Annotated in this window: 22 protein-coding genes and 1 tRNA gene; 9 read left to right on the forward strand and 14 right to left on the reverse strand. The window is 66.3% G+C overall.

Annotated elements, in window-relative coordinates; genetic code table 11:
- Window positions 1-3: 3 nt before the first annotated feature.
- From ACQY46_RS16685 to ACQY46_RS16705, 5 genes are all read left to right on the forward strand, one after another.
- Window positions 4-888, forward strand: coding sequence for an ABC transporter permease (locus ACQY46_RS16685; RefSeq protein WP_428697136.1), 885 nt, complete (start codon window positions 4-6; stop codon window positions 886-888).
- Complete coding sequence (locus ACQY46_RS16690; RefSeq protein ID WP_428697137.1) at window positions 885-1,751, forward strand: ABC transporter ATP-binding protein; 867 nt, start codon at window positions 885-887, stop codon at window positions 1,749-1,751. Before ACQY46_RS16685 ends, ACQY46_RS16690 begins: the two co-directional genes overlap by 4 nt.
- Window positions 1,748-2,548, forward strand: a complete 801-nt coding sequence (locus ACQY46_RS16695; protein WP_428697138.1) for an ATP-binding cassette domain-containing protein — start codon at window positions 1,748-1,750, stop codon at window positions 2,546-2,548. Before ACQY46_RS16690 ends, ACQY46_RS16695 begins: the two co-directional genes overlap by 4 nt.
- 49 nt (window positions 2,549-2,597) lie before the next feature.
- Window positions 2,598-3,731: an o-succinylbenzoate synthase gene (gene menC, locus ACQY46_RS16700; protein WP_428697139.1), complete on the forward strand. Its 1,134-nt coding sequence runs from the start codon at window positions 2,598-2,600 to the stop codon at window positions 3,729-3,731.
- Between the two features lie 150 nt (window positions 3,732-3,881).
- Window positions 3,882-4,610: a hypothetical protein gene (locus ACQY46_RS16705; protein WP_428697140.1), complete on the forward strand. Its 729-nt coding sequence runs from the start codon at window positions 3,882-3,884 to the stop codon at window positions 4,608-4,610.
- Window positions 4,611-4,637: 27 nt separating this feature from the next.
- Here the strand turns inward: ACQY46_RS16705 and ACQY46_RS16710 are convergent, their stop codons facing one another.
- From ACQY46_RS16710 to ACQY46_RS16765, 12 genes are all read right to left on the reverse strand, one after another.
- Window positions 4,638-5,327, reverse strand: a complete 690-nt coding sequence (locus tag ACQY46_RS16710) for an SDR family NAD(P)-dependent oxidoreductase (protein ID WP_428697141.1) — start codon at window positions 5,325-5,327, stop codon at window positions 4,638-4,640.
- A 29-nt stretch (window positions 5,328-5,356) separates the two neighbouring features.
- On the reverse strand, window positions 5,357-6,406 hold the full coding sequence (locus ACQY46_RS16715) for a glycerol dehydrogenase (protein ID WP_428697142.1): 1,050 nt from the start codon (window positions 6,404-6,406) through the stop codon (window positions 5,357-5,359).
- A 3-nt stretch (window positions 6,407-6,409) separates the two neighbouring features.
- On the reverse strand, window positions 6,410-7,246 hold the full coding sequence (locus ACQY46_RS16720; RefSeq protein WP_428697143.1) for a carbohydrate ABC transporter permease: 837 nt from the start codon (window positions 7,244-7,246) through the stop codon (window positions 6,410-6,412).
- Entirely contained in the window at window positions 7,243-8,103 is an 861-nt protein-coding gene (locus tag ACQY46_RS16725) for a carbohydrate ABC transporter permease (RefSeq protein WP_428697144.1), read from the reverse strand. Before ACQY46_RS16725 ends, ACQY46_RS16720 begins: the two co-directional genes overlap by 4 nt.
- Window positions 8,104-8,186: 83 nt before the next feature.
- Window positions 8,187-9,512, reverse strand: a complete 1,326-nt coding sequence (locus tag ACQY46_RS16730) for an ABC transporter substrate-binding protein (protein ID WP_428697145.1) — start codon at window positions 9,510-9,512, stop codon at window positions 8,187-8,189.
- 48 nt (window positions 9,513-9,560) lie between these two features.
- Window positions 9,561-10,643 (reverse strand): ABC transporter ATP-binding protein, encoded by a 1,083-nt coding sequence (locus ACQY46_RS16735; protein ID WP_428697146.1) that lies wholly within the window; start codon window positions 10,641-10,643, stop codon window positions 9,561-9,563.
- Window positions 10,643-12,139 (reverse strand): xylulokinase, encoded by a 1,497-nt coding sequence (locus ACQY46_RS16740; RefSeq protein WP_428697147.1) that lies wholly within the window; start codon window positions 12,137-12,139, stop codon window positions 10,643-10,645. The genes ACQY46_RS16735 and ACQY46_RS16740 overlap by 1 nt, the downstream gene beginning before the upstream one ends.
- On the reverse strand, window positions 12,132-13,592 hold the full coding sequence (locus ACQY46_RS16745; RefSeq protein WP_428697148.1) for an FAD-binding oxidoreductase: 1,461 nt from the start codon (window positions 13,590-13,592) through the stop codon (window positions 12,132-12,134). The genes ACQY46_RS16740 and ACQY46_RS16745 overlap by 8 nt, the downstream gene beginning before the upstream one ends.
- 100 nt (window positions 13,593-13,692) lie before the next feature.
- A complete protein-coding gene (locus ACQY46_RS16750; protein WP_428697149.1) occupies window positions 13,693-14,742 on the reverse strand; it encodes a LacI family DNA-binding transcriptional regulator in 1,050 nt (349 codons plus the stop codon).
- 126 nt (window positions 14,743-14,868) lie between these two features.
- Entirely contained in the window at window positions 14,869-16,470 is a 1,602-nt protein-coding gene (locus tag ACQY46_RS16755) for an MBL fold metallo-hydrolase (protein WP_428697150.1), read from the reverse strand.
- Window positions 16,471-16,798: 328 nt separating this feature from the next.
- Entirely contained in the window at window positions 16,799-17,377 is a 579-nt protein-coding gene (locus ACQY46_RS16760; protein WP_428697151.1) for an HD domain-containing protein, read from the reverse strand.
- A gap of 59 nt (window positions 17,378-17,436) precedes the next feature.
- Complete coding sequence (locus tag ACQY46_RS16765; protein WP_428697152.1) at window positions 17,437-18,285, reverse strand: GntR family transcriptional regulator; 849 nt, start codon at window positions 18,283-18,285, stop codon at window positions 17,437-17,439.
- A 171-nt stretch (window positions 18,286-18,456) separates the two neighbouring features.
- Between ACQY46_RS16765 and fahA the strand changes: the two genes are divergently transcribed.
- The 4 genes from fahA to ACQY46_RS16785 all read left to right on the forward strand — a co-directional run bounded on the left by fahA (window position 18,457) and on the right by ACQY46_RS16785 (window position 22,474).
- Window positions 18,457-19,782, forward strand: a complete 1,326-nt coding sequence (gene fahA / locus ACQY46_RS16770; RefSeq protein WP_428697153.1) for a fumarylacetoacetase — start codon at window positions 18,457-18,459, stop codon at window positions 19,780-19,782.
- 19 nt (window positions 19,783-19,801) lie between these two features.
- Window positions 19,802-20,827, forward strand: a complete 1,026-nt coding sequence (locus tag ACQY46_RS16775) for an ABC transporter substrate-binding protein (protein ID WP_428697154.1) — start codon at window positions 19,802-19,804, stop codon at window positions 20,825-20,827.
- 140 nt (window positions 20,828-20,967) lie between these two features.
- Window positions 20,968-21,648: an ABC transporter ATP-binding protein gene (locus tag ACQY46_RS16780; RefSeq protein WP_428697155.1), complete on the forward strand. Its 681-nt coding sequence runs from the start codon at window positions 20,968-20,970 to the stop codon at window positions 21,646-21,648.
- Window positions 21,641-22,474, forward strand: coding sequence for an ABC transporter permease (locus tag ACQY46_RS16785; protein WP_428697156.1), 834 nt, complete (start codon window positions 21,641-21,643; stop codon window positions 22,472-22,474). Before ACQY46_RS16780 ends, ACQY46_RS16785 begins: the two co-directional genes overlap by 8 nt.
- Window positions 22,475-22,654: 180 nt before the next feature.
- On the opposite strand, the gene ACQY46_RS16790 is transcribed toward ACQY46_RS16785, so the two are convergent.
- Both ACQY46_RS16790 and ACQY46_RS16795 read right to left on the reverse strand, forming a co-directional pair.
- Window positions 22,655-22,730: transfer RNA gene (locus tag ACQY46_RS16790), tRNA-Val, on the reverse strand.
- 286 nt (window positions 22,731-23,016) lie between these two features.
- Window positions 23,017-23,916 carry an aspartyl/asparaginyl beta-hydroxylase domain-containing protein gene (locus tag ACQY46_RS16795; protein WP_428697157.1) on the reverse strand — a complete coding sequence of 300 codons (900 nt, stop codon included), beginning with the start codon at window positions 23,914-23,916 and terminating at the stop codon, window positions 23,017-23,019.
- Window positions 23,917-24,031 lie beyond the last annotated feature (115 nt).

Here is a 24,031-nt window from a genome sequence, read left to right on the forward strand (position 1 = left end):
CCGATGACCGTCGCCTCCAGTCTTCCCCATCCCTCGCCCCGCCGCATCCTGATGAAGCGCGCAAGGGCGCATCGCGGCCTGCTGATCGGCGGTACGATCGTCCTTGCCGTGCTGCTTGTCGGGCTTGCCGCCCCTCTGATCGCACCGCACGATCCCTACCTTCAGGATCTCAGCAAGCGGCTCGTGCCTCCGGTCTGGTCCGACAAGGGCTCGTGGGAGCACATTTTCGGCACCGACGCGCTCGGCCGGGACTATTTCTCCCGCATCCTCTACGGGGCCCGCGTCTCGATGCTGATCGGCCTCACCGCCGCGCTCGGCTCCGGCATCATCGGCACCACGCTCGGGCTTCTCGCCGGCTATTTCGGCGGCAAGGTCGACAGCCTCGTCACCTTCATCGTCTCCGTGCGCCTGGCGCTGCCCGTGGTGCTCGTCGCCCTTGCCGTCGTGTCGCTGTTCGGCGGTGAATTGTGGATCGTCGTCGCGGTGCTCAGCCTGCTGCTGTGGGACCGCTTCGCCGTCGTCGTGCGCTCCGCCACCCAGCAATTGCGTAACCAGGAATTCGTCACCGCCGCGCGCGCCATGGGCGCCTCGACGCCGCGCATCCTGATCGTCGAGCTGCTGCCCAATCTCGTCGGGCCGCTGGTCGTCATCGGCTCGCTCGAGGTGGCCCATGCGATCCTGCTGGAATCGGCGCTTTCCTTCCTCGGTCTCGGCGTTCAGCCACCGACCCCTTCATGGGGACTGATGGTGTCGGAGGGCAAGGGCATGGTCTTCTTCGACGCCCGTCTGATCGCACTTCCCGGCGCGGCCATCGCCATCCTCGTGCTCGGCATCAACCTGATCGGCGACGGCCTGCGCGACGTTCTCACCCCGGAGGGACGGGGATGACCGTGCTCAGTGTCCGCAATCTCGAAGTCTCCATCCCCACCCATGCCGGACCGCTCGCCGCCGTGCGCGGCGTCGACCTGAAAGTCGCGGCCGGCGAAACGCTCGGCATCGTCGGCGAAAGCGGCTGCGGCAAGTCGGTCACCTCGATGGCCGTGATGCGCCTGCTGCCCGAACGCATCGCCGTCACCGCCGACGAGATGCGCCTTGGCGAGACCGATCTCCTGACGCTGGGCGAGCGGCGAATGGCGGACCTGCGCGGCGAGCGCATGGCGATGATCTTCCAGGAACCGATGACCGCCCTCAATCCGGTGCTCACCGTCGGGCGGCAGCTCACCGAAACCTGGCTCCGCCATCGCAGGACGCCGATGAAGGAGGCGCGCGAACGCGCCATCGACCTGCTCGACCGGGTCGGCATCCCGCATCCGCGCGAGCGAATGGACGTCTACCCGCACCAGCTCTCCGGGGGATTACGGCAGCGGGTGATGATCGCCATGGCACTCCTGTGCGATCCCGAGGTGATCATCGCCGACGAGCCGACAACGGCGCTCGACGTGACGGTACAGGCGCAGATCCTCGACCTCATCGCCGGGCTGCAGCAGGAGCGCGGCCTCGCCATGGTCTTCATCAGCCACGACATCGGCGTCGTCTCGCGCATCGCCCATCGCGTCCAGGTCATGTATGGCGGGCGCACGGTCGACGGCGGACCGGTCGACGACCTCCTCAGCCGTCCAAAGCACCCCTACACGAGGGCGCTGCTCTCCTCCGTGCCGCGGCGCGGCATGCGCTGGGGCCGCGACACGCTGGGCGCCATCCGCTGGAGCGAGGAAGCGGACGACACCGCGAGCCGGGAGATACGCCCGTGACAGGCAGCACGACCGATCCGGTTATGGAAATCCGGGACATCCGACGCACCTATCAGCTCAGCGGCGGCCTCTTCGGCAAACCCAAAAACCTCGACGCGCTTGCCGGAGTGAGTCTTGATCTCCGGCGGGGCGAGGTGCTGGCGCTGGTCGGGGAATCGGGCAGCGGCAAGAGCACCCTGTCCCGCATCCTGCTCGGCCTCGAGGCACCGACCTCGGGCGAGGTCTTTCTCGACGGCAAGCCGGTTTCCTCGATCGCCCGGCGCAAGTTCGCCGCGCGCGTCCAGCCGGTGTTCCAGGACCCTTATTCCTCGCTCAACCCGCGCAAGACCGTGCGCCAGCTCATCGAGATGCCACTGGTCATCGCCGGCGGCGTGGCAGCATCCGAGCGGCTCGCGCGGGTGCGCGAACTGCTCGACATCCTGCGCATGCCCGCGCGCATGCTCGACGCCTATCCGAGCCAGATGTCAGGCGGCCAGCGACAGCGTGTGGCGATCGCCCGGGCGCTCATCTCCCGCCCCGAGATCGTCATCTGCGACGAGCCGACCTCGGCGCTCGACGTTTCCGTCCAGGCGGAAGTGCTCAACCTCCTGATGGAGCTGCGAGCCGAGTTCGGCCTCACCTATCTGTTCATCAGCCACGATCTCGCCGTTGTTGAATATATCGCCGACCGGGTCGCGGTGATGCAGGAGGGCAGGATTGTCGAACTGGCCGAGGCAGAGCGCCTCTTCGCCGGCCCGGCGCATGACTACACCCGCCGCCTGCTTGCCTCCGCGCTCACCGTTCCGCTCGCCAGCTGACAGGCGACGACCGCTTTCCAGCTTTTCCAGCATCCTTCGAGGACCCCAGATGACCTCTCCGCTTGCCGCCCGGCAATCCGCAGCCCTGACCATCGACAGCGCCGAACTGCGCATCGTTCACCTGCCGCTGATCAACCCTTTCACCACCTCGACGGGAACCATGCGCGAGAAGGTCCTGCCCGTTCTGGTGCTGAAGTCCGGCGAGCTGGAAGGCATCGCCGAGGGCGTCATGGACCCGCTGCCGGACTATCTCGACGACACGATATCGGCCACCACCCATTTCCTGCGCGAGGCGATCCTGCCGAATGTCGTCGGCAAGAGCTTCTCCAACCCGGGCGAACTCGAACGCCTGCTCGCCCCCTGGCGCGGCCACTGGATGGCCAAGGCGACCGTGGAGATGGCGTTCTGGGACCTGTGGGCGAAGTCCCTCGGCCTGCCGCTCAAGACCCTGCTTGGCGGCTCCGGCGACAAGGTCGCCGTCGGTGTCTCGCTCGGCATCGACACGATCGAGGCAACGGTCGAGGCGGCGAAACGCCATCACGCCGAGGGCTACAAGCGGATCAAGCTGAAGATCCAGCCCGGGCATGACATCGCGCTTGTCTCGGCCGTTCGGACCGCCCTGCCCGGCGCCCGGCTCAGCGTCGATGCCAACACAGCCTACTCGCTCGCCGACACCAAGGTGATGCGCGCCCTCGACGCCTTCGACCTCGAATACATCGAGCAGCCGCTTGCCTATGACGACCTGCACGACCATGCCGTGCTGCAGCAGCGAATCGTCACGCCGATCTGCCTCGACGAAAGCATTCGCTCGGCCGCAGACGCCCGCAAGGCGATGGCCAACGATGCAACCCGGGTCATCAACATCAAGGTGGGCCGGGTCGGTGGCCATGCGGAGGCGATGCGCATCCACGACATCGCCGCCGCCTGGGCCGTGCCCGTGTGGTGCGGCGGCATGCTCGAGGCCGGCATCGGCCGCGCCCACAACATCCACCTCTCCACTCTGCCGAACTTCCGCAAGCCGGGCGACACCTCGAGCGCCAGCCGCTATTTCCGCAAGGACATCATCGTGGAAAGCCTGGAGACCGAGGACGGCATGATGGCGGTGCCGCAAGGCCCGGGCATCGGCGTGCGCCTCGACCGGGAGTTCCTGGAAAGCGTCACCGGCGAACGCGAGACGTTCTGAACCGCGAACGGGCCGGAGGCGGGTGCAGGCTGCGAAATCGCAGGGCTGCGCACGCATCCGGGCCGTGCTAGCTAGGAGCAATGTCAGCGGGACCGGCAGCGTCCGTGCTTCCGCACCTCCGCCAGCCCTTCTCCCGCGGGATGCGAACCCATGCTCGAGCGCCGGATCTTCTGTTTCTGGACCGGGGAAAACCCGTTGACGGAGAACCGGAAGAAAGGGCTTGCCGCGCTTCGCTACCACTCAGGCTGCAGGATCGAGCTGATCACGGCCGAGCAGGTGGCGGATTTCATCCCCGCCAGCGATCTGCATCCCGCCTATCCCTATCTCAATCTCGCGCATCGGGCCGATTTCCTGCGCTGCTACGCCATGCTGCACCATGGCGGCGGCTATGCCGACATCAAGCCCCACTACCACAGCTGGGAACCGGCCTTCCGGCTGCTGGACGGGAACGCCGCGATCTGGGCCGCCGGCTACCGGGAGCCCTCCCCCGGCGCGATTTCCAACATGTACTCTTCAAGCTGCCTGCTGGGTGAAAGCCTCGACCAACGGGTCGGCGCCTACCTGCATCGCAAGTGGCTGCAGCTGCAGTTCCGCAGCCTGATCGGCTGCTGCGCCTTCGTGTTCAAACCGCAAACGCCCTTCGCGAAGGCCTGGTGGGAGGAGATGAACCGGCGGCTCGACGCATTGCTTCCGGCGCTGGTCGAGAACCCTGCGCGTTCTCCGCGCGAGCGCCCGGGCGATGTCCATGATGGCGAGATATCGCGCTATCCGGTGCCCTGGACCTATATCTTCGGGGACATCTTCCATGTCCTCGGCGGACGCCACCGCCCGAGGCTGTCGACACTCCTGCCGGCGCCGGATTTCTCCGATTATCAGTAGCGGTACGACACCAGGTTCTTGCCCGGGTCAGGCGGCCAGATAACCGCCATCGACGGGGATGATTGCCCCGTGAACGTAGGAGGCCTCCTCCGACAGCAGGAAGGCGATGACCGAGGCAATCTCGGCAGGCTGCGCCCAGCGACCGAGAGGTATGCGCGCCTCGATCCGCGGTCCGCGTACCGGATCCGCCTTCGCCCGGGCCGACAGTTTCGTGTCGACCCAGCCCGGCGCCACCGCATTGACGCGAACGCCGCGCCCGCCCCAGGCAACCGCCAGCGAACGCGTCATGGAGGAGACGGCCCCCTTGCTCGCGGAGTAGGCGGGCGCCGCCGCGTTGCCGAACCAGCTCCACATCGAGGCGATGTTGACGACCGCGCCGCCCGCGCGTTCAAGCGCCGGCAGGGCGGCGTTGGCCGCAGCGAAACTGCCGCCGACATTGATGTCCATCACCTTGCGAAAACCGTCCTCCGTCCATTCGTCGTCAAAGCGGATCACACCGGCGCAATTGACGAGCCCGTGCAACTCCGGCACCGAGGCGAAGAGCGCCTTGCGGGCGGTCGCGTCAGTGATGTCGCATTCGATGAAGGAAACCTCGCTCGACAGCGCGTCGTCGCGTTCCAGGCCCGCCGCGACGACGTTCCAGCCGCGCCCGACCAGTCCTTCCGCCGTCGCGCGCCCGATGCCGGTTCCCCCGCCCGTTACAATTGCCGTTCGCATGGAAGTTCCCCGCAGGTGTGATGGGCTCATCAAGACCGCCCGTCGAGGGCGCGCATGGCCGCGACCAGATCGTCCGGCTCCAGCCGGCGCATGTAGTTCCCGGCATAGGGCGCCGTCAGGGAGATCTCGGCCATCTTCCGGAAATCGGCCTCCTCGGTCAGCCCGAATTCCGCGAACGACACCGGCAATCCGATCCGCCGGAAGAAGGCCGAAAGCTGCGCGATCTCCGCCTCGCTGCCCTGCCCGGCGGCGAGCTGCGTCAGCGTGCCGAGCGCCACCATCTCGCCATGCAGGAGACGGGCGAGCTGCGGCATGGCCGAGAACCCGCGCACCATGGAGTGTGCGATGGAAAGCCCGCCGCTTTCGAACGCCAGCCCGCTCAGAAGGATCGCCGCCTCGACGACCCGCTCGAAGGCTTCGTCCGGCTCCCCGGCCCGCATCGCCGCTTCCCCGTCCTCCAGCAGGATGGTTCCGGCACGTTCGACGATGGCCCTGGTCAGCTCGGTCGGGGTGCCGCCGAAGAAGTTGAGGCCGCCCCCCGCCAGTGCCCCGGCCAGCTCATAGGGTTTCGACATGGCATCGCCGATGCCGGCGGCCAGGAAGCGGCGCGGCGCGGACGCGATGACGGCCGTATCGACCAGCACCAGAACCGGATTGGCCCGCATGTGGCGCACGCCCTCGACCGCGTGATCGGCGGTATAGACCACCGCGATGTGGCTGGTCGGGCTGTCGTTGGAGGCGATCGTTGGAACGATCGCAACCGGCAGGTCGCGCAGGATCGCCGCACCCTTGGCCGTGTCGATCGCCTTGCCCCCGCCAATGCCCAGGATCAGGCGCGCTTCGCCGATCTCAGCGGCGCGCGCCTCGATCTCCTCCGCCGTGCACTCGCCCCCGAAGGACAGCAGACGCGCCTGCGGAAGGCATTGCCCGAGTTGTTCGCCGAGCAGGTCGCGGGCAACCGGATCGATCACGATGGCAACCGGGCCTCCTCCCAGCCGCTCGACCTCCTCGGCGAGCGTGGCAACCGCGCCGGGTCCCTGGACGTAGCGTTGCGGGGCGCCGAGAATACGCAGAGCCATGACCTAACCTTTCACCGCGCTGGCCGTCAGGCCCTGCACGAAATAGCGCGACAGCAGGATGAAGGCGATGAACAGCGGCATCGCGATCAGCGTCGATCCGGCCATGATGTCGCCCCAGCGCAGGTCGAACGCACCGATCATGGAGGCAAGCCCGAGCGGCACGGTCTTGTTCACGTCCGAGCCGATCATCACCAGCGCGAACGTGTAGTCGGTCCAGGACAGCAGGAAGGCGAAGATCGCCACCGTCACCAGCCCCGGCACGGAGAGCGGCAGCACCACCCTCAGGAAGGCCCCGAGCCGCGTGCAGCCATCGACCATCGCCGCCTCCTCCAGTTCGAACGGCATCGCCTTGAAGAACCCCCACAGGAACCAGACCCCGAGCGGCATGGTCATGGTCAGATGCGAGATAACGAGGGAAAAGAGCGTGTCGTTCAGCCCGACCTTGGTGAACATCGCGTAGAGCGGGATGGCGAGCAGCAGCGGCGGGAACATGTAGGCATAGAGCATGCCGGCGATGATCGCCTTCTTGCCCCGGATCCTCTGCCGGGTGACGCCATAGGCGATCATCACCGACAGGAACATGGTCAGCACCACCGTCGACAGGGCGACGATCAGGCTGTTCAGGAACTGCCGGGGGTAATCGGTCTGGGCAAGCAGGCTGTAATAGTACCGAAAGGTCAGCTCGGTCGGCACGAGCGTCGGGTTGAGCAGCATCTCCGGCGTCGGACGCAGGGACGACGACACCATCCAGTAGATGGGAAAGGCGCTGTAGAGCGCGATGGCGATCGCCGCGAGATAGAGGCCGATACGGGCGAGCGGCCGGCGCGATGCGGTTGTCATGCATCGTCCTCCATGGGAAAGGCTCGGAAATAGAGGAAAACGGCGAGCGACAGGAACAGGAAGGAGATCGTCGCGACCGCCGCGCCCGTACCGATGTCGTAGAGCGCGAAGGCCGTCCGGTAGGACAGGATCGGCAGATGCTCGGTCGCCCCAAGCGGCCCGCCGCCCGTCGTCAGCCAGATGACGTCGAACTTGTTGAACATCCACACCCCGCGCAGCAGCACGATCACCGTCAGGATCGGCCGCAGCACCGGAAGCGTGACATGGAAGAACCGGCGGACGGGCCCGGCGCCGTCGACGCGGGCAGCCTCGTAGAGCTGGGTCGGCACCGTCTGCAGTCCGGCCAGGAAGGTGGTGGTGACGAAGGGCGTCCACAGCCAGACCGAAATCAGGATCACCGATATCATCGCCGCCTGCTCGGTTTCGAACCAGTAGATCGGCGGCAGGCCCCAATCGTCCATCAGGATGGTGACGATGCCCAGCGATCCGTCGACCATCCATTTGAAGGTCAGCACCGCAATCACCGTCGGCAGCAGATAGGGCAGGAACGCCATGCCGCGCACCAGAGCCCGGCCACGGAACGGCTGGTGCAGGATGAGCGCGAAGCTGATGCCCAGCACCACCTGAAGAACGATCGCCAGCCCGGCATAGACGATGCCGTTCCACAGCGCGTTCCAGAACTCCGCGCTTGCCAGCACGGCCTGGTATTTCGCCAACCCCACCCAGACCGGGTCGGAGGTCAGCGACGGCAGGTCGAAGAAGCTCAGCGACACGGCATAGACCGCCGGACCGACGATCAGCAGCAATGTCACGATCACGCCTACAGCCAGGAAGGCCGGCAGCATCCAGCGGGTCATTCTTGCACCCTTTTTGCAATCCGGAAGGCCGGAGGCGGCAAGCAGCGCCGCCTCCGGAATGGTGTCGGGAACGAAACCGGTGGTCAGTTCACCAGGTCGCGCATCCGCGCCGCCGCCGTCTCGACGGCCTCCATCGACGACATGCCCTTGATGAGCTTGTTCTGAAGCATCTCCGGCATGACGAAGGCCTCGAACACCTTGCCCGGGCGAATGTCGGGATGCGGTCCCTGGGTGTCGATTGAGGTGACCAGCATCTTGTCGTCGGTGACCATGCCGCGCATCGTCTCGATCTGTTCGGAATACTTCTTGATCATCGCGTTGTCGCGCCAGCGGTCATTGTCATAGATGTCGAGCCGCGCCGGCTGGAAGTGGACGGGCGCGGTGTGCAGGAAGTCGACCAGGCGGTCGGTGGTCATCCAGCGCATGAACTCCATCGCCGGGCCGGTATTGTCGGTCTTCAGGACCACCCAGCCGTCATAGCCGTGGCTGACAGCCTTGTTGTTCCCGGCGCTGTCCATGTACGGCATGATGCCGAGGTTTTCCGCGACCTGCGGATTGTCCCGCTCCGCAGCTTCCAGCACCCGGCCCGCATAGGCGCCATGCGCGACGGACCCGCCGACGACATTGGACAACACGGTCGCGTAATCGGCCTGGATCGCGCCCGGGGGCATGGTCGGGTAGAGCCGCTCCATGAAGTCGAGATAGGCGGCGGCCTTGGACTTCATGCCTTCGGCGTCCAGGGTGACATTCCACTGGTCGTCGAACAGCTTGACGCCCTCGGCCCACATGAAGGCGACCGACATCCAGTTGGTGGCGCCGTTCGATCCGATGGGGAACAGGCAACCCTTGCGCCGGCCCTCGATGGTGGCCTGGCAGTTGGCGACGAAATCGTCCCAGGTGTTGGGGATCGACAGGCCCTTCTGCTCGTAGAGGTCCTTGCGGTAGTAGATGACCGAAAGGTTGTAGTCGAACGGGTACCAGTAGACCTTGTCGTCCATCGGGAACAGGATGTTGTTGCCCCATTCATACGGATCGGTGAGTTCGTTCAGCGGCACGATCTGCCCCTGGTCGGCCAGGATCAGGACGTGTCCGATAAAGCCGACATTGGCGATGTCGTAGGGCGTTCCGCTGCGGATGCCGTTGGTGATCTTGGTGAAGGCCTCGCCAAGGGGAACGGAATCGATCCGCACCTCGATGCCGGTCTTCTCCTGGTACTCCTTCGCGATCCTGTCGAAGAAGGCGAGCGTATCCTTGCCCGTCTCGCAGTTGAGGAACCGGATTTCCTTGCGTCCCTGCGCCCTGAGGGCGGGTGCGCCGAGGCTCGACAGCGCCGCGCCAAGGCCCAGCACGCCGGCCCCTTGCAGGGTCTGGCGCCGCGTGATCAGCCGTGAATTGCCTGAATTCTTCATGATGTCTCCTCCCGAGTTGCCCCGCGTCCTCCGCCGCGGTTGTATCGTTCAGTCCCGCGCTGGTTCCGCAGAGGCGGACAGCGCCAGTCGCAGTTCGGTCTCCTTGTCGAAGAGATGGATGCCCGCCGGATCGGCCGACACGTTCACCGTGTCGCCGGCGCGGATGTCGTCGCGCCGGTCCTCCATGACGCGCAGCTGGTGCTCGCCGATCCTGCCGATCAGCAAGGTCTGCGAGCCCAGTTGCTCGACGGCGCGGACAACGAAGGGAATGCCCTCGTCGGCGACGAAGAGCGCTTCGGGCCGCACGCCGGCGACCACCGGCCCGTCGGGCGCGCCGGACGGCGCCGGCAGCGACATCTCGTCGGACGGCCCCATGCGCAGGCGACCCTCGCCGATTTCGGCGGGAAAGAGGTTCATCTCCGGCGATCCGATGAAGCCGGCGACGAAGACGTTGCGCGGCCGGTCATAGACCTCCAGCGGCGCGCCGATCTGCTGGACGTGGCCGTCGCGCATGATCACGATGCGGTCCGCCAGCGTCATCGCCTCGGTCTGGTCGTGGGTGACGTAGACCATCGCCTTGCCGATGCGCTTCTGCAGCAGCGCGATCTCCTCGCGCATGCGCACCCGGAGTTTCGCGTCGAGGTTCGACAGCGGCTCGTCGAGCAGGAACACCGCCGGATCGCGCACCAGCGCCCGGCCAAGTGCCACACGCTGCATCTGCCCGCCGGAAAGCTGGCGCGGCTTGCGCTCCAGCAGATGCGTGATCGCCAGCATCTCGGCGACTTCTTCGACGCGACGGGCCGTGTCGGCGGCGGTCATGCCGCGCATCTTCAGGCCGAAGCCCAGATTGGCGCGTATCGTCTTGTGCGGATAAAGCGCGTAGTTCTGGAACACCATCGCGATATCGCGATCCTTCGGCTCCAGGTTGGTGACATCGCGTTCGCCGATGAACAGCTCCCCGCCGGAAATGCTCTCCAGACCCGCCACCATGCGAAGCGTTGTCGACTTGCCGCAGCCCGACGGCCCCAGCAGGACGATCAGCTCGCCCTTGGCAATGTCCAGGTTGACCCCTTCGACGGCGGTCACGCCGCCATAGGTCTTGCGCAGGTTGCGCAGGCTCACTTCGGCCATCAGTTCCCTTCCCTGCCGGCTGCGGCGATGCGGTGGTTGACGGGCGTCAGCGCGTCCTTGGTTTCGCGGTAGACGGCAAAACCCTCCTCGTAGCGCCGCGCGGCTTCCGGGTCGGGCCGGCGTGTCGCCTTGACCTCGATCACGGCGGCCGCCGCCTGCGTGTCGGCAAAGACGCCTGCGCCGAGACCGGCGATCAGGGCGGCGCCGAAGGAGGCATCTCCCTCGCGCGGGATCTCGATCACCAGGCCCGTCACATCGGCGATGATCTGCTGCCAGAGCTCGCTGCGGGTGCCTCCGCCGACCAGCCTGGCTGTCGAAAAGCCCATGCCCAGCCCGCGAAGCACTTCCAGGCAGTCGCGCAGGCTGAAGGCGATGCCCTCATAGAGGGCCCGGACGAAATGGCCCGGACCATGGGCAAAGCCGAGGCCGACATAGGACGCCCTCAGGTCCGGATCCCAGTAGGGGCTCCGCTCGCCGTTGAGATAGGGGTGGAAGACCAGTCCGTCGCTTCCCGGCGGCACACCTTGCGCGGCGCGGTCCATGCCGTCGAAGCCGATGGCGCCGAACAGGGTGTCACGCAGCCAGCGATGCGCCGACGCACAGGAATTGGTTCCAAGGATCGTGTAGCAATGGCCAGGCACCAGATGCGGGTAATGGATGACCTTTTCCGAGAAGGCCGGGCTTGCGGTGAGCGTCGACACGGTTCCCGCGGTCGCCAGCTTGAGCGCGCCGAGCCCGGCGCGGGTCATGCCGCCGCAGAAGGTCTCTGCATTGGTGTCCGACGTCCCGCAGATCACCGGCGTTCCGGCCGTCAAGCCCGTCGCCTGCGCGGCCGCCGCCGTGACCGTTCCCGTGACCTCTGTCGAGCCGACGATGGGCGGCAGCACGGACGGATCGATCCCCGCCATCCGGCAAAGCTCGTCCGACCAGCCGGAGCCGCCGGCATCGGCCAGCATCAGCCCCCAGGCATCGGTGATGTCCGTTGCATCGCTGCCGTCGATCTGACGCCGCAACCAGTCCTTGGCCGGGCGTATGCGCCGGATGCGGGCAAACAGCTCTGGCTCGTTCTCGCGCGTCCACACAAGCTGCGGCAACGTCCAGGTCGCGCTGACCAGATTGCCGGACAACTCCAGGATCCGATCCCCGTGCGTCTGGCGAAGAGCCGCGACCTGCCGTCCCGAGCGCTGGTCGTTCCACATGATCGCCGGGCGAAGCGCATGGCCGTCGGCATCCTCGAGAACATGCGTGTGCGCGCCGGCGGTGAAGGCAATGCCGCCGATCCGGGCCGGATCGATCCCCTGCCGCCAGAGCTGCGACAGGGTGTCGATCATCGCCGCCCGCCAGCCGAGCGGATCCTGCTCGCTGAACCCGGGATGCGGAGCCAGCGTCTCGACCGCGGCCGAGGCCGCGCCGTGAACCTTGCCGGCCCCGTCGATCACGGTCGATTTGAGCGAGCCGGCACCGAGGTCTATGCCCAGCAGCAACGGATCAGGCATGGTCCACCCTGTCTCGATAGGGGTCGATGGAGCCGGCACGCGGCGGCAGGCCGAGCTTGCCGGGGTTGAAGAGGTTCTGCGGATCGATCGCCTGCTTCACGGCGCGCAGCAGGTCCATGCCGACGCCGAGCTCGCCATCCATCCAGGGACCTCGGAACAGGCCGCTGCCGTGGTGATGGGCGATGGAGCCGCCATGGGCGAGCGTTTCACCCTCCAGCAGTTCCCACAGCCGCGCATGAAGCGGAAGGGCCTCGTCCTGCGGCATTTGCGGCAGGCGGATCGTCATGTACTGACAGACCCCTTCCGGATAGACATGCGACCAGTGGGCGCTGAAATGCGCATCCGGACAGATCCCCGGGACCTGCTTCTCGATCGCCTCGTAGAGCGCGGCGGCGCGCGACCAGTTCACCGTCACCTCGATGGTGTCGTTGTAATAGCCCTTGTCCTGCCACAGCTTGCTGATCGACTTGTAACGGGTCGCCCGCCATTCGTCGAAGGGCCGGGTTTCGGTTTCCACCGCTTCGACCTCGGCCGCGAAAGAGCGCACCAGTGCCGCTTCGGCAGCCACGAGGCCCGGCTCCCCGCAGACCACGATATTGGCCATCACGGGCCGGTCGGCGAAGGCGGCGACCCCTTCCGTGCGCGATGCCGTCTCGCGCTCGTCGTAGAGCCGCACGATCCTGGGATGCAGCCCCGCCTGCATGATACGGCGGGCAAGGCCGAGCGCTGCGGCGCGCTTCGGCAGCGCGAACACCATGACCTCTTCGGCCTCGGGCTGCTTCCACAGGCGCAGGGTCAATTCGGTGATGATGGCGAGCGTGCCCTCGTTGCCGACGATCAGGTCGCGGATCGACGGGCCGGTCGCCCGCTTCGGCAAAGGCCGGATCTCCAGCAGGCGGCCGTCGGGAAGCACTGCCTTGAGGCCGACGACGATGTCCTCGATCTTGCCGTAGCGACTGGACTCCTGCCCGCCGCCCCGGCAGGCGGCCCAGCCTCCGGTGGTGGAAATGGTCAAGGACTGGGGAAGATGGCCGACCGTGTAGCCCTTCGCGTTGAGTTCCGCTTCGAAAAGCTCGCCGTTCATGCCGGCCTGGACCGTCACCAGCGCATTCTCGTAGTCGACGCTGGTGATCCGGTCCATGCGCTGCATGTCGATCATCACCTCGCCCTCGAGCGGAATGGTGCCGCCAAGGACGCCGGAACCGCTGCCATAGGGGATGACGGGCAGACCGGCCTTGGCGGCATGACGCACGATCCGCTGGACCTCGTCGGCCGATCCCGGGCGCAGGACGACACCCGGCAGGGTGCCGACCAGCGCCCCGGCGCGGGCCCGGTAATTCGCATAGGGCAGCTTGTCGTGGGCGTACCGCCTGCGATCTTCCTCGGTTGTCAGGACGTTCTCCGCTCCGACGATATCCGCAAACTCCGCGAACCGCGTTTCACTGCTCACCATGGTCCTCCCTTCTCGACTACGGCGGCGTGATTTCGCGCGGCCGGACACTTGAGCAAACGTTTGTTCAAATAGAATGCAAAAGACCCGGCGACGTCAACACCTAAATTTTCAGGGAAGAGGCAGAGCCCCGAACGACGAGATTTCCCGGTGCCAGCAGCAGAACGGGAGGCCTTTGCGACGCTGCGTCGGATGGCGTCACGAGTTGATCCACAAGCATTCTCACGGCTTCGTGTCCCATTTCCGACGTGGGCAGTCCGACCGTCGTGATTTCGGGATAGACCACGCGGGCAAGAAGGTCGTCATGCATCGTCACGACCGAAATATCGCCGGGCACGTCAAGTCCGAGCTTGTGCAGATGCGCGATGGTGGCCGCCCCCGTCAGCAGCGTCGCGGCATGGATGGCCGTCACCTTGCGGTCCAGCAGGCGGTCGACGGCCGCCGGAACCCGCTCGGGATCGTATCCCGCCTCCGCCACCAGTTGCGGATCGGGGTCCAGACCCGCAGCCGACATCGCCTCCTCCCAGCCCTGCCGGCGGGCATTCCCGTTGAAGCGCCCCAGCCGGCCCGCCACATGCCCGATGCGCCGGTGCCCCAGATCGATCAGATGCCGCACGCCTATCGCGCTGGCCGCACAGGTATCCACGGCGACGCAGGGCACATCGCCGGGAAGGACGCGGTTGATGACCACATAGGGGCGGTTCATCGCCGCGATGCTCTGACGCAGGCTGTCATCCTCGTCGAAGCTCGCGATGATGACGCCCTCGATCAGGCTCGATTGCGAGACCCGCTCCAAGACGCTCGCCGCGGAGCCGTTCTGGTCATAGGCAACCAGCAGCACATATCCCCTCGCCCGCGCCTCGGCCTCCGCCCCGAGAATCGCGGAGGCAAAGACCGGGTTCTCGATCTGCGGCACGACGATGAGCAAGGTGCGCGACTGCGCCGTCTTCAGCGCCCGCGCCAGCGGGTTCGCCCGGTATTTCAGCCGCTCGGCCGCATCGATGATGCGCTGGCGCGTCTCCGCGCTGGTCCGCACGTCCTTGTCGTTCTTCAGGACCCGCGAGACGGTGGAGACATCCACGCCCGCCGCCTTGGCCACGTCGCGCAAGGTGGTGCTGCGCGAACGCTGCGCGGAAGTCGTTTCCCTGGTCATTCCCGGCCGATCCTGCTTCGGGGCCGGACTGTCGGCCATTGGCCGTGCCGCATCCCGTTTCCGTCGAAGCAGGAAAGTTGCCCAAACGTTTTCGCAGAGGCAAGGCCAACCTGCGACACCAGTCGCCTATTCCGCCGCCTCGTCTCCGGAAAGCGCCCGGCGGAGACGGCGAATCATCACGTTGCGCCTCTTCTCGTCCGGCTCGGCGGAAAGCCGGTCGCTGATGTCCAGCAGCAGGCGAGAGACGTCGTTGTGCCAATCGAGATGGGCCACCTCCTCGCGCGGCAGCCGCGGCGGCAGCAGGCCGGCCAGCCGGACGGCGCCTGCCCTCGTCAGCTCGAACGTCTCGTCAAGGTCGGGGCGCAGCACGTGGTCGGCCTCGACGATGCCGGGCAGACGGACGACAAGTCCCTCTATCGCCTCCTGCTCGCCGTGGACCAGGAACAGGTCATGTGTCAACGGCAGCCGGTCACCGATCCAGCTTGCAAGCTCCGGGCCGTCCGCATGGCCGGAATAAAGGTCGATCGAACGGATCCGGGCACGGACGGAAAACTCCTCGCCCTGGATGCGGACGGACGGCGCGCCGTCCTGCAGTATGCGGCCGAGCGTGCCGGTTGCCTGATAACCAACGATCAGAACGGTCGCCTCGTCGCGCCACAGCCAGTTCTTCAGTCGGTGGCGGATGCGGCCGGCCTCACACATGCCGCTGGCCGCGATGACGATGTGGAAGCCTCGGACGCGGTCGAGCGCTTTGCTCTGCTCCACCGTCTCGGTCATCTGCAGGTTGCCGGCAGCGAGCCCCTGCAGCAGCGTCTCGCCGCCCTCCAGCTCGCGGGCATGGCGGGCGAAGACGCGGGTCGCGGCGGCGGCCAGCGGCGAGTCCAGGTAGACCGGGATTTGCGGCAGGGCACCCTCGGCCATCAGCTGGCACAGATCGCTGATCAGTTCCTGTGCCCGCTCCACCGCGAAGGACGGAATAAGCAGGACCCCGTCCGGGTTCATCGCCGCCTTCACTTCGGCACGCAGTTGCGCCCGCCGGTGCGCCGGGGTGGCGTCCTCCCGATCTGTGTCGCCATAGGTGCTTTCGCAAATGAGATAGTCGACACCGCTCGGTGCCTCCGGGTCGGGATGCAACAGCTTGTAATCGGGGCCGATATCACCGGAAAACAGCAGCCGGGTGGCCGGCTCGGCGATCTCCAGCTCGACCGAGGCCGAGCCAAGCAGGTGGCCCGCGTTCCAGAAGCGGGCGCGCAGGCCCGGCAGCACCTGGAACCAGTCGCCGTAAGCATGGGGCTGGAACAGGGCGAGCGTTGCCTGCGCATCATCACCGGAATAGATCGGCTCGACCGTCTCGCGGCGACTGCGCCGGCGGTTGCGACGGTTGAGTTGCTCGACCTCGATCTCCTGGATATGAGCGCTGTCGGGCAGCATCACGCTGCACAGCTCGAACGTGGCCCCGGTCGCAAAGATCGGCCCCGCAAACCCCTCGCGTACGAGCTTCGGTAGCAGGCCGGAATGGTCGATATGGGCGTGGCTGAGGATCACCGCGTCAATCTCGCCGGCAGCGAAGGGAAACGGGCGATAGTTCAGTTCCTTCTCGGTCTTCGAGCCCTGGAACAGGCCGCAGTCGAGCAGGAGCGTGCCGCCCGCGGTCTCCAGCCGGTGGCACGATCCGGTAACGCAGCCGGCGGCACCGTGGAATGTCAGCCTGGGGGCACCCGTTGCCATCGACCTTTCCTCTGTTCGGTCCTGCCTGCCGGCGCCACGACCGACAGTGACCGCAGGTTAGCATGAGCGGAACGCACCCGCCGAGCCCGATGCCGCGGGTTCGCGGTAGCACGTAGGCCGTCGGGTCGGATCTTCCCGTCAGCCCTTTCAGTCGGGCATTGCCGAAGTCGCGCGATCGAGCGGTCGAGAGCTTTGACGTCTTTGAGGCTGATCGTCGCACGGAGCCCGACGCGGAGCGGATCTGCATCTCGCCAAGCATTGCAATGGAGGCGTCACCGCCCGGACACCGGCAACGGGAGAGGCAGAAGCGTCTTGCCGGGATCGGAACCTATCCGAAGTGGCGCGCTACGAGCCGTTTTGCGTGCTCCCAAAGCGTCCGCGAGCCCGCCTCGATCTGCGGACCATAGCGCGCATGCACCTGGTCTCTGGAAACGTCGCCCTCGCGCCACGTGCCCCCGCCGGCGGCAACGTTCTGGACAAGCGGCTGGAAGCGGTCGAGCGACTTGGCGAAGCGGGCATCCGGCGAGGCGCCTTCCTCGAACTCAAGCCAGAGCGCCTTAAACTCCGCCCCTTGCGCATCGGGCAGCAAACCGAAAATGCGGTCGGCCGCCGCCGCCTCCAGCGCCTGCTGCCGCTTCGCATCGACCGGCCCATGGATCGGCGCGTCGCCGGCGTCGATTTCGACGATGTCGTGCAGCAAAAGCATCCTGATCACACGGTCGACATTCACCCCGGGACCGGCGGAACCGCCAAGGACGAGCGCATAGAGGGCCAGATGCCAGGAATGCTCGGCGCTGTTCTCTCGGCGCGACCCGTCGATCAGGGGCGAGGCGCGCACGACCCCCTTCAGCCTGTCGGCTTCGCGCAGGAAACGGATCTGCGCCTCAAGCCCGGTATCGTCGCTCACATGGACCTCCTCTGGCCGTCTGTCGTCACGCCGCCCGGCTTCTGGCCGAGGGCTGCGGACTACAGAAGCTTGTAGAATTTCTCGAAGGCGAGATAGGTCGACTTGACGTGCTCCCGCGCGACGCTTTCCGCCTCGCGGGGATCGCGCGCGGCAAGGGCATCGGCGATCAGCTCGTGCTGGCGCTGGAACAGCGCCGCCTCCTCGCGGGAAACGAACTGCGCAAACCTGTGCGCGAAATAGTACTGCATGTTCCGCTTGATCAGCTCGATCAGCCGTTCATTTCCGGAAGCGGCGAATATCAGTCCGTGCAGCTCGCGGTTCGTCGTCAGGCGCTGCGCGACATCCTCGAAGCCAAGGCTTGCGCGCGAGCGCGTCGCGGCGACGATCTCCGCAACCTGCGCATCGCTGGCGCGAATCGCCGCCTGCGCCGTCGCGAAGCCTTCAAGGGCCATGCGGACCTCGTAGGACTCGCGAATCTGGATCATGTCGAGTTTCCTCACCTCCCAGCCGCGCTTGCGCCGCGAGAGGAGACCGTCCGCCGACAGGCGCTGCATCGCCTCGCGGACCGGCGTCCGGCTGACCGCGAGTGCATCGCCGATTTCCGCCTCGATCAGCGGCGTGCCGCTCGCCAGCGCACCCGTCCGGATGGAAATCCTGAGCAGCTCGTAGACCAGTTCGACAAAGGCTATCGGCGATGTTTCGCCATTTTCCCTGTCGCCCTGGTGAAGTCCCTCGATCCGCAGGTCATCGGCGATCGTCCAGAAATCGGCGCCCGCGATCACGCGCTCCTCAAGGTCTCGTAACCAGGCTGGAGACACGGCCCCCGCCGGCTCCGTTCTGGATCGGGCGAGTGGACCATGGATGATCCACGGCTCGATCGTGCGGGGTGCCTCCATGCGGGCTGCCATAACGTCTCTTCCCTGCTCTTTGACCCAGCGTCAGCTAGCCATGCCAGCGGCCTCTTGGACTAGTCCACAAATGGCCACCGGATCAATCGTCCACACGTATGCCTTGACGCATTCAAACTTGCATGCTTCTTTGCATACAAACTTTGTAACCAATTGGCGATGTGGCAATCAATGACGAATTCCCTGCTCGACGAAACACATGATCCCCGCACCGAAAGCTGGGTCGTGACGGCAAATGCGGCCGGCAGCGCGTTTCCCCTGCAGAACCTGCCATTCGGTGTCGGGCGGGCAGCTTCGTCTGAAATGCTTTCGGTCTTCGTCGCCATCGGCGACCAGGCACTCGATCTCAAGGCCTGTGCGGCGGCCGGCCTGCTGGACGGGTTGTTCGACGGCGATGCGCGCACTGTCCTTGGCGGCACCGACCTGAACGCCCTGATGGCCCGCTCGCCGCAGGACTGGCATGCGCTGCGCCTGTGGCTGCACCGTGCCTTGCGGGAGGGCTCGCCGCTCCAGGAGGTGCTGACGCCGCTCCTGTCGCCAGCGGGAACCTTGCAGATGAAGGTTCCCGCGCAGATCGGCGACTACACCGACTTCTACTGTTCCGTCGAACACGCGACCAATGTCGGCAAGCTGTTCCGCCCCGACAACCCGCTGCTGCCGAACTTCAAGAGCCTGCCTGTGGGATATCACGGCCGGGCCTCCTCCATCGTCGTGTCGCGGACCGATGTCCGCCGGCCCGCCGGCCAGATCAGGTCCGGCGACGGCATTGTCCACGCTCCCAGCGCGATGCTCGACTTCGAGCTCGAGCTCGGCGCCTTTGTCGGCATCAGGGAAGACCAGCCAGGGCCCCGGCCCCTGCCTGCCGCCCGGGACCGGCTCTTCGGCCTTTGCATCGTCAACGACTGGAGCGCCCGCGACATCCAGGCCTGGGAGTATCAGCCGCTCGGGCCGTTTCTCTCCAAGAGCTTTGCGACCACTCTCTCCCCCTGGGTCGTGACCATGGAGGCGCTCGCCCCCTTCCGTGTTCCCGCCAGACGCAGATCGGCCGGCGATCCGCCGCTCCTTGCCTATCTCGGCGATGCGCAGGATGCCGCGCAGGGGGCGCTGGCGGTCGAGCTCACCGCGAGCCTGACCAGCGAGGCGATGCGCGCGCAAGGCTGCGCGCCGGTGGTCGTCACGCGAACCAACGCCGCCGGCCTCTATTGGACCTTCGCGCAGATGCTGACCCACCACATGTCCAACGGCTGCCCCATGGCGCCGGGCGACCTTGTCGCCAGCGGCACGATCTCCGGTGAGGAAAAGGGCTCGCAGGGATGCCTGATGGAGCTGACGCGCCGCGGCGCCGAACCGGTCGACCTGGGGAATGGCGAGATCCGCCGCTTCCTGCAGGACGGCGACGAAATCGTACTCGAAGGCCTGTGCGAACGGGATGGTTTCCGTTCCATCGGCTTCGGTGCGTGCCGGGGAAGAGTAACCCCGGCCATTGAGTGGCAATAAACTCGATTGGGAGGAATACATGTCCAATACATGCAGCAAACTGGCGCGGACCGCGTCCCGCTGGGCAACCCGCATCGGCATGACGGTCGCGGCCGTCGCCCTGACCGGCAATCTCGCATCGGCGGCTGAGCTGAAGCCCGTCACCGTTGTTCTGCCAGGCTCTTCGGCGATGGCGTGGTACCCGATGATCGTCGCCCAGCAGCAGGGCTTCTTCGCCGAGGAAGGCCTTGACGTGACGATCAAGAGCCTCGACGGCTCCGGCGCCGTCCTGCAGGCGATGGCGGCCGGCCGCGCCGAATTCGGCGCGCCCGGACCGGGTCCCGTCCTCAACGCGGTTGCCCGCGGCGCGGACGTGAAGTTCTTCTACAACCTGTTCTCGCGCGGCCTCTTCGTGCTTGCCGGCGACCGCAATGACGGCATCACGTCGGCCGACGGCCTGCGCGGCAAGCAGATCGGCGTCTCCACCGCCGACGGCGCCGAGGTGTCCTTCGCCCGCAGCGCCCTGTCCTCCGTCGGCGTGCAGCCGGACGAATACAAGTTCGTGACCATCGGCCAGGAAGGCATGGCCGTGACGGCATTCGACCGCGACACGATCCACGCCTTCGCCGCCTCCTTCACCGGCATTGCCGTTCTCAAGGATCGCGGCGTCGACATCATCGACCTGACCCCGGAAGGTCTCGACCTGTTCGGCAACGGCCTTGCCGTGCGGGGCGACATCTATCGCGATTCCCCTGAAATGGTGGCCGGTTTTGCCAAGGCGGTTCACAAGGCCACGACCTGGGGCATGAAGAATCCCGAGGGCGTGCTGACCGACGGCGAGACCTACAACCCGCAGGAAGTGGAACGTCGCGACTATGCTCGCGCCCTCTTGGACACGGTCAACCAGCAATACGCGCCTATCGGCAAGAACACGCTCGGGTTCCTGCCTGCAAGCGGCTGGGATGCCTGGCACAAGAGCCTGCTCGAGACGGGCGAGCTCGACAAGCCGATCGAGGATCTCTCCACGATCTACACCAACGAATTCGTCGAAAACCTGGGAGAATAAGGATGCAGGCGCCGCGGCCGGACGGGGATGCCATTCTCCGTCTCAACAATGTGAACAAGCATTACCGCCGCGCACGGAAAGGCCAAGCCGACATCATTCACGCTGCGAAGGATGTTTCGTTTGAGCTGGAGAGAGGCCAAGTGGCCTCTCTCGTCGGTGCGAGTGGATGCGGCAAGTCGACCGTTCTGAAAATGATCGCCGGCCTGATCCCTCCCACGGGAGGCGACATCCGGCTGAACGATCAGGCCCTGACCGGCCCGAACGAGCAGATCGGCATCATGTTCCAGCAACCGACCCTGCTGCCCTGGCGCAGCGTGCTGGAAAACGTGCTCCTGCCGATCGAGATCCGGGAAGGCCGCAAGGCCGCCGGCCTCGCCCGGGAGCGCGCGATGCAATTGCTGGAAATGGCCGGTCTGTCGGACTTCGCCAATGCGGTCCCCGCCGAGCTCTCCGGCGGCATGGCCCAGCGTGCCGCGATCTGCCGCATGCTGGTGACGCAGCCCGAGATCCTGCTGCTCGACGAGCCGTTCGGCGCGCTCGACGAGTTCACCCGCGAACAGATGAATGTCGAGTTCGAGCGCATCTGCCAGATGCGCAAGGCCACCGCGATCATCGTCACGCACTCCATCCAGGAAGCCATCTTCCTGGCGGATTCCGTGTTCGTCATGTCGCCGCGTCCCGGCCGGATCGTCAGGCGGATCGAGATCGACCTGCCCCGCCCCCGCACGCCGGACATGATCACCGGCAGCCGGTTCAACGAGTATGTCCGCGAGATACACGACCTGCTGTTCGGCAGCAGCGAGGAGGCAGCCCATGGCTGACAATGCAAATGTCGACCCGGCGATCCTGATCGCGCTTGCCGAAAACGAGCGCAAGACCCTGATCGAGCGGACCCCGCAATGGCTGCTCGTGCTGCTGTTCGGCTCGGCGATCATCGCCGTCTGGCATGCCGCCGTCACCTTCAGCGGCATCTCGCAGCTCGTGTTGCCCGGTCCCTATCAGGTGCTGCAGGACCTGATCTTCACCCTGCACAACCTGTTCACCGGCGGTTATGTGGCCCATGCCACCTGGATCACCCTGGTTGAGGTGGTGTTCGGCTTCATGCTGGCCTCCGCCGTCGGCCTGGGCCTCGGCATGATCATCGGCGCGACCACTTTCGGCCGCAAGGCGATCATGCCCTATGTGGTCGCCATCAACACGATGCCGAAGGTCGCCTTCGCGCCGCTGTTCGTGGCGTGGTTCGGCTTCGGCATCGAATCCAAGATCATGATGGCGGCCTTCATCTCGTTCTTTCCCGTGACCATCAACACGGCGGCGGGACTGGCGGCGACAGACAGCAACATGACCATGCTGTTCCGCTCGCTGGAGGCGAACCGCTGGCAGACCCTGATCAAGCTGCAGATGCCGTTTGCAACGCCCTACATCTTCGCCGGGCTGAAGCTCGCGGCCGTGTGGAGCGTGATCGGTGTCGTCGTCGGCGAATACATGGGCGGCGGCGAGGGCCTTGGCGAACTGGTGCGTGTCGCGGCCAGCCAGCTGCGCGTCGGACGCGTCTTCGCGCAGATCCTGCTGCTCAGCCTGATGGGCCTGTCGGTATTCGGGTTCGTCACGTTGCTGGAGCGCTATTTCGTCCGCTGGCGGCGTTAGACCGCCGGTCCTTCACCACGCCCGACACCAATAAAACCGGCATTCCGCACCCGCGGGATGCCGGTTTTTTTCAACCCGCAACCTGACGGCACTGCGACCGGCAGATCCCGCATTCGGGCCTTACGCGGCAGGCCATGGTGTGAACGGTCGACCGGAGACGGTCGGAAGGGGAGAGAAGAATGGTGGGCGGTGAGAGACTCGAACTCCCGACATCCTCGGTGTAAACGAGGCGCTCTACCAACTGAGCTAACCGCCCCGCGACAGGGTCGGGCAACAAAGGCCGGACCGCGCGAGCATCCCGAACCGGCCGCCGATACCGGCGACGAGGTCAAGGCCCGTGCCTTTTAAGCCGAGCCGACGGCGAATTCAACAGCCGCGTGCGCCTTGTCCCGTGCCGATACCGGCAAGGACTGCCCCTGCCCGCCTGACGCCGGGACGTCCCCGATCCACCACGCTGCGGCAACGGCGGGGAGATCTGCAAATGGCGCGCATCCACCCTGCCGTGGCGGCCCGGCATCCGTCCTCGGCATCAGGGTTTCGCGTCAGTCCGGCGCGACAGGCGTCTGCGCGATCTTGCCGAAACGCGGAAAGACCGGATCGGACAGCACCGCCACCTCCGCCTCGCTCAGGGACGGATGCCAGGTGTCGACGGACAGGATGATGCGGTCGCCGCCGCTGCGGTGCTCGACAGAATGGGCGAAGGCATCGTCAAAGGCCATGCAACGCCCCTCGACCCAGGGGCGGGCCTCGCCGTCCACCACCATGGCCGCATCGGTATCATCGGCGACGCGGAGCGCCAGATGACGCCGCACGCGCAGGTTGGTCGAGCCCGAATGCGCCGCGATCTGCGTACCCGCGACAGTTCCCGCGAAAAAGACGAAGCCGAAATTGCCGCAGACCGGCAACGCATCGACCAGCGACATCAGTTCCGGCAGTCGCCTCCGTGCCTCGGGCATCTCGCCGCCCGCTCCGATAACGATGAGGGCCGGCCACGCGCCTCGGGTGACGATCTCCTCGCTGTCGGGATGCGGTCGCAGTGCCGCGCTGACGCTCGTGAATTCGGCAAGAATGGACGCGTGCGCGGCCTCCAGCCGGCGGTCGAGCGCGTCGGGCAGGAACCAGGGCTGCGTGGGAAGATCCGGCAGATGCCAGACGCTCGGCGTCACCGTCCCCTCTCGAAGCGGCGGCGACGGCCGCCAGCCGAGCCGGTCGAACCCGTGCGCATCGTGGCGCGGGCCGGCAGAGGCGATCAGATCGTCCTGGAGGGCGCGCGAGACGGCGATTTCGGCAAGCGGGCGACCGAACCATCGCAGGAGGCGAAGACGCGCGCTGGCGGACGTCTCCAGAAGATCCGCGACCCGCGCGCAGTCCGCGCGAAAGGCATCCGCCCAGTCTTGCCCGGGAACCGTCGCCCTGCCCTGCCTGCTCGTTTCCTCAGCCATGTCGCCCCATCCTTGCCAAAAGGAAGGTTAGAAGCGCGCGCCGGCCGCGGCAAGTCCGGCGGGCGGGCAAAGCCGGTCGCCAAATGCAAAACGGCCCTGCGGGCTTTCGCCCGCG

It is taken from the genome of Stappia sp., assembly GCF_965276915.1.
Taxonomy (GTDB): Bacteria; Pseudomonadota; Alphaproteobacteria; order Rhizobiales; family Stappiaceae; genus Stappia.